At 47.5% G+C, this 12,488-nt stretch carries 11 protein-coding genes; 6 read left to right on the forward strand and 5 right to left on the reverse strand.

Annotated features, from left to right (window positions below; genetic code table 11):
* Positions 1 to 10: 10 nt before the first annotated feature.
* A complete protein-coding gene (locus NDK19_RS08440) occupies positions 11 to 346 on the reverse strand; it encodes a YbaB/EbfC family nucleoid-associated protein (protein WP_250631433.1) in 336 nt (111 codons plus the stop codon).
* A 62-nt stretch (positions 347 to 408) separates the two neighbouring features.
* Between NDK19_RS08440 and NDK19_RS08445 the strand changes: the two genes are divergently transcribed.
* A complete protein-coding gene (locus tag NDK19_RS08445) occupies positions 409 to 1,521 on the forward strand; it encodes a HesA/MoeB/ThiF family protein (RefSeq protein WP_250631434.1) in 1,113 nt (370 codons plus the stop codon).
* A gap of 70 nt (positions 1,522 to 1,591) precedes the next feature.
* On the opposite strand, the gene NDK19_RS08450 is transcribed toward NDK19_RS08445, so the two are convergent.
* Positions 1,592 to 2,479: an FKBP-type peptidyl-prolyl cis-trans isomerase gene (locus NDK19_RS08450; RefSeq protein WP_250631435.1), complete on the reverse strand. Its 888-nt coding sequence runs from the start codon at positions 2,477 to 2,479 to the stop codon at positions 1,592 to 1,594.
* A 51-nt stretch (positions 2,480 to 2,530) separates the two neighbouring features.
* Positions 2,531 to 3,550: a DHH family phosphoesterase gene (locus NDK19_RS08455; RefSeq protein WP_250631436.1), complete on the reverse strand. Its 1,020-nt coding sequence runs from the start codon at positions 3,548 to 3,550 to the stop codon at positions 2,531 to 2,533.
* 175 nt (positions 3,551 to 3,725) lie between these two features.
* Here NDK19_RS08455 and NDK19_RS08460 point away from each other — a divergent pair, with 175 nt between their 5' ends.
* The 3 genes from NDK19_RS08460 to ffh are packed head-to-tail and all read left to right on the forward strand — an operon-like array spanning position 3,726 to position 6,382.
* Positions 3,726 to 4,343: a uridine kinase family protein gene (locus NDK19_RS08460; protein ID WP_250631437.1), complete on the forward strand. Its 618-nt coding sequence runs from the start codon at positions 3,726 to 3,728 to the stop codon at positions 4,341 to 4,343.
* Positions 4,340 to 5,038, forward strand: coding sequence for a potassium channel family protein (locus NDK19_RS08465; RefSeq protein ID WP_250631438.1), 699 nt, complete (start codon positions 4,340 to 4,342; stop codon positions 5,036 to 5,038). Before NDK19_RS08460 ends, NDK19_RS08465 begins: the two co-directional genes overlap by 4 nt.
* Before the next feature lie 15 nt (positions 5,039 to 5,053).
* Complete coding sequence (ffh, locus tag NDK19_RS08470) at positions 5,054 to 6,382, forward strand: signal recognition particle protein (RefSeq protein WP_250631439.1); 1,329 nt, start codon at positions 5,054 to 5,056, stop codon at positions 6,380 to 6,382.
* Here the strand turns inward: ffh and NDK19_RS08475 are convergent.
* Entirely contained in the window at positions 6,366 to 7,589 is a 1,224-nt protein-coding gene (locus NDK19_RS08475; RefSeq protein WP_250631440.1) for a glycosyltransferase, read from the reverse strand. The two genes, ffh and NDK19_RS08475, sit on opposite strands and share 17 nt — an antisense overlap.
* A gap of 90 nt (positions 7,590 to 7,679) precedes the next feature.
* Here NDK19_RS08475 and NDK19_RS08480 point away from each other — a divergent pair, with 90 nt between their 5' ends.
* Together NDK19_RS08480 and NDK19_RS08485 are read left to right on the forward strand one after the other, a co-directional pair.
* Positions 7,680 to 9,809 (forward strand): tetratricopeptide repeat protein, encoded by a 2,130-nt coding sequence (locus NDK19_RS08480; protein ID WP_250631441.1) that lies wholly within the window; start codon positions 7,680 to 7,682, stop codon positions 9,807 to 9,809.
* A gap of 12 nt (positions 9,810 to 9,821) precedes the next feature.
* Positions 9,822 to 10,559 carry a (Fe-S)-binding protein gene (locus NDK19_RS08485; RefSeq protein WP_250631442.1) on the forward strand — a complete coding sequence of 246 codons (738 nt, stop codon included), beginning with the start codon at positions 9,822 to 9,824 and terminating at the stop codon, positions 10,557 to 10,559.
* A 5-nt stretch (positions 10,560 to 10,564) separates the two neighbouring features.
* On the opposite strand, the gene NDK19_RS08490 is transcribed toward NDK19_RS08485, so the two are convergent.
* A complete protein-coding gene (locus tag NDK19_RS08490; RefSeq protein WP_250631443.1) occupies positions 10,565 to 12,412 on the reverse strand; it encodes an alpha-amylase family protein in 1,848 nt (615 codons plus the stop codon).
* Positions 12,413 to 12,488: the final 76 nt, after the last annotated feature.

Genomic DNA, 12,488 nt, shown 5'->3' on the forward strand with positions numbered 1-12,488 from the left:
ATACCTGCGGCTATCGCATCAGGCCGCCCAGGTCTAAGCCCGGAATATTGGGAATGAATCCTTCGGTTTGTTTTCTCAAATACTCTTTTGCCTGTTCTTCGGCATTTTCCAATGCCTTGTTGGCCGCTGCCACAATCAGGTCTTGTAAAATATCGGCATCTTCGGGCTTCAAAAGGTCTTTTTCAATCCGCACGGAAAGCAATTGCTTTTTGCCGTTGGCCTTAGCAGTTACCATGCCACCGCCTGCTTCGCCTTCGGCTATAATATTTCCTAATTGTTCCTGAGCTTCTGCCATTTTGCTCTGCATTTCTTTTACCTTGCCGAGCATTTTCATCATATCAAACATCGCAAACCTTGTGTTAATTTTGGCAAAGTTAAGCCAATCAGGCGGAATTGTCAGCAGCGGCTATGCTTACATCGGACGAGCGTTTATACTATTCGCGGCAGTTACTGCTCCCGCAAATTGGTGATGCAGGACAACAGCGACTGCGCAATGCACGGGTATTGGTTGTTGGCGCAGGGGGCTTGGGATGCCCCGTGCTGCTGTACCTTGCGGCGGCAGGCATCGGGCACTTGGGCATTGTCGATGGCGACACCGTAGCGGCTCACAACCTCCATCGGCAGATACTCTATCGCTACACCGACGTAGGGCAGCCCAAGGCAACCGTTGCCGCTGCTTTGCTGCGCGAGCGGAATCCGTTTATCCAAATCAGCATTTTTACGGAATTTCTCACACCCGAAAATGCGGCAAGCATTGCATCGGGCTATGACCTCGTCATGGATTGCACCGACCGATTCGAAGCCCGTTATCTGATTAATGATGTGTGTACGGAACTGGGCAAACCTTTTGTTTACGGGGCTATCCACCGCTTCGAGGGGCAGGTGAGCGTTTTCAACTTGCACGAAAACTCACCAACATACAGATGTCTGTTTCCTACGCCCCCTGCCGAAGGTGCTATCCAAAACTGTGCAGAGGCAGGCGTAATGGGCACTACTGCAGGGCTGATTGGCCTTTATCAGGCAAACGAGGCTGTCAAAATTATCGCACAAACAGGCAACCCCTTAGACGGGCGCTTGCTCATTGTTGATTTACTGAACAACAGCAAGCATATTTTTTTGATAAAGCCGCAAACCAACAAGCGAAAAATACGTATAGAAAAGCAATACACTACTGATTGTCAGACTATTGCAAAACCTGCTATGCGAACCATCAGCCCACAAGAATTATATCAGCAACTAAGCAAAGGCTCTGCTTATTTTCTGCTTGATGTACGCGAGCCTGAAGAATTTGCCATTTGCCATATTGCAAATTCGGTGTTGATACCTATGCACGAGGTTCCGGCGCGCAGCCACGAACTGCCGCAAAATATGGATATGGTGGTTATCTGTCATCACGGCGTGCGCAGTGCACACGTTATTAACTATCTGGAAGCTACGGGACATCAGGGCAAACTCTACAATCTGGCGGGTGGGGTGCACGCTTGGGCATTGGAAGTGGACAATACCATGCCGACGTATTGAGTAGGCCAATAAAAAATCCTGTCGGGTTTTTGCACGCGACAGGATTTTTTTTACTGCTACTTAACCTTTCTTACTTAGCAGGCGCAGGTTTTACTGAAACCAGTTCTACCTCAAATCGCAAAATGCTGTTGGCAGGGATATCAGGAGAAGGAGACTGCGGGCCGTAAGCCAATGCCGAAGGCAGATAGAAAGTAGCTTTGCCGCCTTGCTTCATCAGCATAACGCCTTCGTCAAAACCGGGAATCATCTGACCCATACCGCAGAAAAATTTCAACGGCTCACCGCGTCCGGGGTCTAACGAAGAGTCAAACTTTTTCTCCGTAGGCACAATTGAACCTGTGTAGTGTGTTTGTACCTCATCACCTTTTTTAGGTTGTGCGCCTGTACCTTCTTTGTCGATGGTGTAGTACAAACCTGATTCGGTACGCTGTGCGTTGGTGATACCTTTGTCGGCAAGGAATTTTTTAATGGCTTCTTCGTCTTTGCGCACTTGCTCTTCCTGACGCTTCTTCATCATGGCTTCCAGTGCCTGCTGGTTCATGATGTCCAAAATTTTCATATCAAAGCGAATATCGCTGCCTTTTTTCAGGAACGGAGGCACCATTTGGCCGTAGAGTGAGTCAATAGACTCATAAAACGACACGCTGTCGCCTTTCACCATTTCCTGCAAACCTTTGCCGATACGTCCCAAGGCAGGGTTGTTAGGCATAACAATCATAGGTTCGCCAATGGTTCGAGTGTTTTGAAGCAGGGTGTCTTTACCTTCGGGAGTAGTACCCCACATTTGGAAGTGCAGCGACATGTATTCGCCGTCTTTGGCTTTTTCGCCTTTGTTATCAGTGTGCTTGGCGTAGCGCAAGCCGTTAGGCAAAGTTTGGATTTTACCGCCTTGGCCGCAACCTGTAAAAACAGCCAATGCAGCAATGGCGAATGAAACGGAAACAAAAGATTTGAACATGAATAAAATAATTGGTGTTTAAAATGAAATTTTCTTGCGTGCAAAATTAGCTTATGAGGCCGTTGCAAGTACGTTCGCATAATTTTTTAATGCCTCCAAAAAGGCCGCCTCTGCCTCCTGAATGGACATGTTAAGTCTTCCTCCGGCAGCATTGATGTGCCCCCCGCCGTTGAAATGCGTGCGTGCTACCTCATTAACGGAGAAGTTTCCAACCGAGCGCAAAGACATCTTGACAAAGCCCTCGTCTTCTTTCAAAATAACAGCCAGTTTGATGCCTTTAATGGAAAGACCATAGTTTACCAATCCTTCCGTATCGCCGGTCTGGTGGCGGAATCTGCCCAAGTCGGCTTTGGAAAGCACAAAATACGCTGTATTCAATTCGGGAATTACTTTCAGCCGCTCGCTCAGGGCAAAGCCTTTGAGTTTGAGTCGGTCTAAAGTGCTGGTATCGTAAATATTCCGATGGATGGCGGTATGGTCAATACCTTTTTCCAATAAATTGGCGACTATGCGGTGGATGGCTGCCGTCGTAGCCGGATATTTGAAACTGCCCGTGTCTGTCATGATACCGGCATAGATGCAGGATGCAATATCGGTAGTAATGTCTGCCTCATTACCTAACAAACCAATAAATTCGTAAATCAGTTCGGCAGTAGCGGCTGCCGTTACGCGACAATATTCAACATCGGCAAAATCTTTCTTGTCCTGATGATGGTCTATCATCACTTTTATGGCCGATGTATTGTCATTGATAAAAGTATCCAGCGGTTCGCATCGCTTTAAATCGTTGAAATCCAAGCAAAAAATGATGGCTGCTTCGCTGATGACTTTTGCACAGGCTTCTTTTGTTTTATCCGAACAAACCAGCACTTCGCTGTTGCCGGGCATCCAAAACAAAAAGTCGGGATAGTCCGTAGGAGAAACTACCGTTGGCTGATGCCCCTTGTTTTTGAAGAAACCCCATAATGCCAAACTGGAACCCAATGCATCGGCATCAGGCTTTTGGTGTGGAATAATGGCTATTTTGCGAGGTACTGACAGTTCCTGCCTGAGCGATTCGATACTTAACATGTACAGTAATTATCAACCAAATACAATCGGTATTAAGGCTACTGAAGCAGTGCCTTCACACAAGGCACTTTTGTGCAAAGTTGGCAAGAATACCGTTCAATTACAAATAGTATGCAATCCGAACAAATAAAAAGCGTGGGCAAATGTGCAGAAACACATTAATTTTGCATCCGGTATGAATCATCCTTTCTTAATCGGCATTTCAGGGGGCAGCGGCTCAGGCAAAACTTATTTCCTCAATAAGTTGATGTATGCCTTTGGCGAAGATACAGTTTGCCTCATTTCGCAGGACAACTACTATCGCGACCGCGACCTGCAACCCACCGACGAAAACGGCATCAAGAACTTTGATACGCCCGAATCTATTGATAATCAGCAGTTTGTGCATGATATTATGCAGTTGCGCAACGGCTACGAGGTGCATCGGAAAGAGTACACTTTCAACAATCCGGCCATCGTACCGAAGATGCTGGTTTTCAAGCCTCGCCCCGTTATTATTGTAGAAGGGCTTTTTGTGTTTTATTTTCCTGAAATTGCAAGGCTGATAGACCTAAAAGTATTCATTGAAGCAAAAGACCATATCAAAATCAAACGTCGCATTCTGCGCGATAACGTAGAGCGGGGTTATGATTTGGACGATGTGCTTTATCGCTATGAGCATCATGTAATGCCGGCCTATGAAAAGTACATCAGCCCGCTAAAGAATGAGGTGGATATGATTATTCCCAATAATCAAAGCCCCGACAGAGCGCTGGATGTAATCATCGGCTTTTTACGAAACAAACTCGCATGAGCAACGGAAATCGTTTTGCAGTGATTGGGCTGGGACAGTTCGGCTACTCGGTTGCCCGCAACCTGGCGGCACGCGGAGCAGAAGTGCTGGCCATAGACAAAGACATTGACTTGGTAGAAGAAATCAAAGACGATGTAGCCTATGCCGTAGCCTTGGACGCTACCGACTTTAAAGCACTCAGTTCGCAGAGTATTGCCGATATGGATGCCGTATTAGTGGCAATCGGCGAAAATACCGAGGGCTTGCTTCTGACGGTGGTGCAGTTGCTCGAGCTGAAAGCAAAGCGAATTATTGCACGTGCCATGAGCCAGCAGCAAAAGCTGATTTTGCAAAAACTCGGCATTACCGAAATTCTTTCACCGGAAGAAGAGGTAGGCATGATGATAGCCGAAATGTTGCTCAACCCCAACATGAAGGCCATTATGCCACTGCCCGACAGCTACGAAATAGTAGAAATACAAGTGCCCCGACGCGTATTTAAGCGCTCGCTGAAAGACATCGGGCTGGCAGAAAATTTCCGTTTGGAACTCATCGCCATTAAGCGCAAGTACGAAGAATATTTTGATGCCCGCAAACGCTCCGTGGAGCACCTGATTATCCGCCCTTCGGAAGATACCGAACTGGAATATTCCGACGTGATTATCGTACTCGGCAAGTCGCAGGACGTGGGCAAGTTTATCGAATTCAACAAATAACAAAGATATCCGACTATGTTTGAAAATCTGTCGCAGCGGCTTAATCAGGCGCTGAAAACCCTGAAAGGAAAAGGGGCAATTACCGAAATCAATATTGCCACTACGGTTAAAGAAATCCGCAAAGCCCTTGTAGAGGCAGACGTAAACTATAAAGTTGCCAAGCAGATTACCGACCAAATTAAGGACGAAGCCATTGGGCAAAAGGTACTTATTGCCGTCAATCCGAATGAGTTGTTCGTAAAAATTGTTTACGATAAGCTCGTGGAACTGATGGGCAGCGAACGCCACGACCTGAACATCAAAGGCGACCCTGCCGTAATTATGATTGCCGGTTTGAACGGTGCGGGTAAAACCACGTTTTCGGGCAAATTGGCCAAACTGCTCAAAAGTCAAGGGCGACAGGTAATGCTGGCAGCCTGCGATATTTACCGCCCCGCCGCTATTGACCAGTTGAAAGTATTGGGCTCGCAAATCGACGTAGACGTATATGCAGAACCGGAAAATAAAAACGCCGTAGCCATTGCACGCAACGCCATCCAACAGGCAAAAGCAACAGGCAAAAAGATTGTTATTGTAGATACGGCAGGCCGTTTGGCATTAGATGAGGTGCTGATGACCGAAATAGCCGAACTAAAAGCTGCCCTGCAACCTTCTGAAACGCTGTTTGTGGTAGATGCCATGACCGGTCAGGATGCTGTTAATACAGCGGTGGCATTCAACGAACGTATCAATTATGACGGTGTGGTTCTGACCAAATTGGACGGTGATGCCCGCGGCGGTGCGGCACTTTCTATCCGTGCAGAAGTAAACAAGCCCATCAAATTCATCAGCACAGGTGAAAAGATGGAAGCGCTGGACTACTTCTACCCCGACCGTATGGCACAGCGGATTCTGGGCATGGGCGACGTTCTCTCGCTCGTGGAACGTGCACAGCGTGCGTTTGATGAAGAAGAAGCTCGCCGAATCAATCAGAAAATCCGCAAAAATCAGCTTGACTTTAACGACTTCCTCAGCCAGTTGCAGCAAATCAAGCGCATGGGCAACCTGAAAGACCTTATCGGTATGATTCCGGGGATGAGCGCTATGATGAAGGATGTGGCCATTGACGACGACGCATTCAAGCCCATTGAGGCAATTATTCTTTCCATGACACCCAAAGAGCGCAGCAACCCCGAGTTGGTTAATAATGCAAGTCGGAAAAAACGCATTGCGGCAGGCAGCGGTACCTCCATCGTACAGGTAAACAATCTGCTCAAACAGTTTGATGCCATGCGCACCATGATGAAGAAGATGAACCAAATGAACCCTGCACAGTTGCAGAAAATGGCTAAGAAACGTCGTTAGGCTGCTGTTGCAGAAACTCCCGTACAATAGTTTCAAATTGCCGCGCACGCGCTTCCCAAGTGTTCTGCGCGGCAATTGCCATTCTTTGGGATGCTTTTTCGGGCGAATCGGTGGTTATGGCGCGGCGAACGGCAGCTATAAATGCTTCGTGCGAATCTGCCAACTCCACCACCTCTCCGAAAGAGCGGATGTCTTCCGAAAAAGCCGTTGTTACCACAGGCTTCCCTGCGGCCAAATACTCGTTGATTTTCAGCGGATAAATGCTTTTGGTGAGTGTATTACACAAAAACGGAATCAATGCACACTGTACATGTTGCAGATAGGCGGGTAAATCTTGCATGGGCTTAGTGCCTAAAAAGAACACGTTGGGCAAGCGATGCAGTCCGACGGCATCGGCTTCTATTGGCGAGGTCAGCGGCCCTATCAGTACCAGATTCATATCCGAACATTGCGCGGCAAGTTTTGCCAATAATGCAAAATCGTTGCGGGCAGCGTCTATGTTGCCGATGTAAATCGCACAAGGTTTACTCGATGGCGGCATATCATGGGGGCGCGGCAGCTTCCACACCGCCGCCCGACTGAACAGCGTTACATCTGCCGCATTGGGCAACCAATACGTATGAGGGTTTACGGCACTCATTTTTTGGTACAAAACCTTGCTTGTGGTCAGTACAAAATCGTAACTTGTAGCCATTCGCTTCTCCCCCGCAACACCATGCTTGGCAGTGTAAGATTCTTGCGAAATATCATCCACAGAATAGTAGCATTTCAGCACAGGCTGCAAGTCTTCGGGAAATTCAAATCCTGCATAAGGATAGTAAACGTTCATGAAAACCCAATGCTGCAACCGATAGCGACGCAGAACCGCTCTGAGTGCCTTCCACAGCAATTGTTCATTCAGGCTGTTAATCAGCCGATATAATTTACCCTTCGGTAAAAAATTTACAGGCAAAAAAGGGGGCAAGGTAATCACCGTCAGCAACTCCGGCCACTCGCTGTGGGTATAAAAACCGATTTTTCCCGTAAAAACCAACCTGCGATTTTGCACGGCGGGGCTGTTCCATCGGGTAATCACATCTTTCCATGTCAGCGGCTGTTCTATGTAAAAAACGCGGTTTTTATTTGCCACTGCCTTTGCCAACGAAAACGCCGTTGAGGAATAAGCGCCATCGGTACGGCTGTGTGAAAAAATAACAATGTCCTGCATTACTTGCTTTAAGCACTCTTTGCAACGAATGTAAGATTTTTTGCGTATTTTTGCTTAACTCACTTAATAAAGCAAGCATTGAAACGCCGTTTGATAACCCTTCTGTGGATTGGTTTTATTCCTTTTTTGATTTTTACTCCCCGCTTGGCATTTCCGCAGTTTACCAATGCTGCTTTAGACAGTTTGCGGCGTGAACTTTCCAAAGCATCCTCCGATACCGCCCGCATCCGTATTCAGTTGCGAATGGCCACCATTGCTTGGCGCAATGCCTATAACGAAGAAGCACTTAAATACGCCAAAGAGGCATTAAGTAGTGCAACCCAACTCAATAATGAAGCCTTACAGGCTGATGCACATCGGCTGATGGGGATTGCCTACACCAATAAAGGCGAATATGACAAAGCGATTATTCACTACGAACTGGCGCAAAGCATCTATGTTAATCTGCCTGTTATAGATACGCTCAACCTCGCCCGAACACTGAATAATATCGGCCTGCTGTACAGTTACCAAGGCTACAACTACGTGAGTTTACAATACTATCAGCGCGCCCTGCATTTGCGCAGACTCATCAAAGATAACATCGGTATTTCCAACTCCATTACCAACATCGGGCGTATCAAACTCAACTCCAAAGACTACGACAGCGCCTACTACTATTTCAGACAAGCCTACAACATTCGCCTCAAAGAAAATGATATTTATGCGATTTCGGCATCGCTGGCAGATATGGCCGAAGTTTTTCGCATGTCGGGCAAGAGCGACTCTGCGGTTGTCTATTTTCAGAAAGCCTACGAATTGTCTATCAAAAACAATGTTAAATACAACGCGGCATTTGCCCTGTCTTCCATCAGCAATATCTACGCAAGCCGCAAACAATACGCCGAGGCGCTGCGATACGCTCGCTTATCCGACTCTCTTGCAGTCAATGAGAGCAACTGGCAGCGCGTTCGCTCGCTTAATTCGCTTGCACAAGCCTATGTAGGTTTAGGCAAATTTAAAGAAGCACAGCGCGCACTGCTGGAAGCGCGGCGATTAGGCAATATTTCCCAAGCACGGGTAGAACTTGTCAATACTTATTGGGTACAGTACAAGCTCGACTCTGCCACAGGCAACTATAAAGATGCGCTCGGCTGGCTGATAAGCCATCACAATTTGAAAGACAGCATCGCTACGGCTAACAAAATCAACCAAGCGTTGGAACTGCAATACGTCCAAGAAATTAATGACAAAAATGAGGCCTTGATACTGCTGCGCGCTACCAAACAATTGCAAGAGTTACAGAAAAAGGCGCAGCATCTTTCCACGCAAATTACGTTAATTGTTATTGCTGCCTTGTTGCTTGTGGTGGCGGGAGTAGTGTATATCTGGCTGCAAACCAAGCGACAGCACCGCCAACTTGCCGAACGTCAAAAAATCATAGAGAAGTTTAACGAAGAACTTGCTGCCGGCAGCGAAGCCTACCAGCAAAAAGCATCGGAGCTGGAAGAAGTTGTTTTCCTGCTCAAAAAAACCAATGCGGAACTTAAAGAACTCAACCGCGAAAAAGACGGGTTGATGAGCATTATGGCACATGACCTCAAAACACCCTTAGACGGCATCAAAGGATTGGCAGAGGTTATCAGAATGCCGAATAACTTAGACGAAAACCAGTTGGAATGTTTGCGGCTGATAGAACTTTCGGTAGAACGGGGCGTTTCATTAATTGAAGATATTTTATTCCTCAATGCACACGAAGGCCACCATCAGCCCCCCAAATTTGAACAAATTGACTTGCGGCAGTTGCTGGAATCATACATGCAAACACACATTAACCACGCTGCCAAAAAACAGATTGAGTTTGAGTGGCAAAACGAAGTGTATGTACCTATCATATCAGATGCAAAACTTCTGTTGCGAATTATTGACAACCTCCTCTCCAATGCCATTAAATTCACCTTCACAGGCTATAAAGTCAGTTTTCATGCAGGCATTGACGACGAGAAGTTAGTTATCAGCGTTTCCGACCAAGGACAAGGCATCCCGATTGATGAACAAAAATGGTTGTTTACCAAGTTCAAACGCCTCAGTGCCATCCCCACCGGCAACGAAAGCAGCACAGGTCTCGGGCTTGCCATCGTCAAGCAACTGGTAGATGAACTGCACGGTGAAATAAAGGTAGACAGTGCCAAGGGCGTAGGTTCTACCTTTACCATATATTTGCCGCTGCAACCTGTTTAAGCATAAAACCATATGAAAGTCGGCCTATTTGTCCCCTGCTACATAGACCAGTTCTATCCACAGGTAGCAATAGCTACATTGCAGATATTGGAACGCCTCGGATTAGCGGTAGAATACCCCCTCAACCAGACTTGCTGCGGGCAGCCGATGGCAAACAGTGGCATGGAAAACGAAGCGAAACCGACCATGCAATTGTTGGTGCAAAATTTCAGCAAGTTTGATTACATCGTAGCTCCTTCGGGGTCTTGCGTGTATCATGTGCGGAAACACTACGACATCCTCCCCCAAACCGATGAGGTCTGCCATGTGCGAACCCACACCTACGAGCTCTGCGAATTTTTAACCGACATCCTGAAAATCACCGATTTAGGCTCTTCATTCCCTTTCCGAACAGGTTTGCACCAGAGTTGCCACGGGCAACGCGGCCTGCGGTTGGCGCAATCTTCCGAAATTGCGGGTACTCCTTTCTCAAAAGTTCGCCGTTTATTGGAAAACGTGCAGGGCATTAGCCTGACCGAATTGCGCCGCACAGACGAGTGCTGCGGTTTTGGCGGCACTTTTGCCGTTTCCGAAGAAGCCGTATCGGTTAAAATGGGGCTCGACCGCATTGAAGACCACATTGCCGCGGGTGCGGAAGTCATCACCGGCACCGATACCTCCTGCCTGATGCATTTAGAAGGTCTGCTGAAAAGACAAAAGCGCAATGTACGGGTAATGCACATTGCCGAAATTCTGAACAGTCGCGCCTAAACTTTCTATTCCTTCACTAACTCAAATACTGCCGTGCCTAAAACAGGCAGGTGCAATAAAACCCCTTCCGATTGCGCTTGCCAAGCACTGCAAGGCAACACACTGTCATTAAACAACACCCCGCGCAACTGATAATTGCCGTTTGCATCTAATCCCATTGCCTGCCATGCCGCCTCGGGTATGCGCAGGCGAAAATCTTTCCCTGCAAAAGCGTCAAAATTGACCACAATCAACAATTTTTGCTTGTCGGTAAAGCGCAGAAAAGCATACTGTCGCGCATCGTCATAGCCTGCCGCTTTGCCGCCGTTGTTGGCGGCTTGCAAGTCGTACAGCCTGCCGTTGGTAATTGCTTCGTTGTTTTTGGCAAAATTGAGCAATGCCGCATAGTTAGCCCGAAGCGTTTTCTGCCAACCTTCCAACTGTCCGCCGTCAAATTTGCCGCCGTTCATCCATCGCTGGTGCATCGGTACACCCCAAAAATCAAAGATGGTGGTGCGCCCGTCTTCGCCGGCAAATCCCTCCGCTCCTGCCCCGGGTTCACCAACCTCTTGCCCGAAATACATCATCACGGGGCCGCTGTTCAACATCGCACTGACAGCCATCAACGGGATGCCTTTGTAGGAATCAATCGCAAAAAACGGGCTTGGCAGGCGCTGCTCGTCGTGGTTTTCCAAAAAGCGCAACATGCGGCTGTTCAATGCACCCAATTGTTGCCAATTTTGCGGGATGTCATTGGCACTTGTCCTGCCCTGAATCACGGCTTTGAGCGTATCGTACAAACCGACTTTGTCATACAGATAGTCAAATTTGCCTTTCAAAACATAATTTTCGTACTCATTCGGATTGTAGATTTCGGCTACAAATACCAATTGCGGATATTGTTTTTTCACCTGCGGAATGCACCACTCCCAAAACTCAACAGGTACCATTTCCGCCATGTCGCAACGAAACCCATCTACGCCTTTGGCTGCCCAAAACAGCAGAATATCGCGCATTTTCAGCCATGTATCGGGGGTAGGGTTGAAATATTTGGCTCTTCCGTTTACATAATCCACACCATAATTCAACTTGACAGTTTCAAACCAATCATGAACCGACGGGGTGGCAGAAAAGACATCATTGCCGGTTGCTTTGGCCGGATTTTCGGCAAAAATGCCGTCTTTGCCTTTGATACGGACGCTGTCGGGCAGTTGGTATTCGGCGGGCACCTGAAAGGCCTGCCCGGGCAGGTAGTAAAAATTATTTTGCGGCGAAAACGCCTTCGTGCGGTCATCTTTTTCACCCAAATCAACCACGCCCTTGGGTTTGGCATCCGAGCGATAGCTGCGTGCCACGTGGTTCGGCACAAAATCTATCAATACTTTTAGCCCTTCGGCATGTGTACGCTTCACCAACGCCTCAAACTCTGCCATGCGTTTTTTAGGATTAACGGCCAAATCGGGGCATACATCGTAGTAATCTTTGATGGCATAAGGCGAGCCTGCCCTACCCTTAACCACGTCAGGGTCATCCTGTGGGATTCCCAGTGCCGTATGGTCGCTCATGGTCGCATGTTCTATCACACCCGTGTACCATACGTGCGTAGTACCCAGTTCCTTAATGCCGCGCAGTGCCTCGGAAGTAATGTCGTTAAACTTCCCTACCCCGTTTTCTTCTTTTGAGCCGTAGAATTTATTGGTCGTATTTTTATTGCCGAACAAGCGCACCAGCAGTTGGTACACAATGATTTTATGATTTTCTACGGGGGCTTGTAACAGATTCGGGTCGTTCATATGGTTATTTTTTTGTGCAAAAGTCATACTTTGCCATAAGCAAACGAGCAGCAAAATGCTGCAAAAAGCAGGAAGTTTCATGCAAGCGTTCAGTTTAGCCGATTCAATCTTACAAAGCAGGTCTATAAAAAGCAAACTATTTGCGCCTACGTTCAAA

The organism is Rhodoflexus caldus (assembly GCF_021206925.1).
Lineage (GTDB): Bacteria > Bacteroidota > Bacteroidia > Cytophagales > Thermoflexibacteraceae > Rhodoflexus > Rhodoflexus caldus.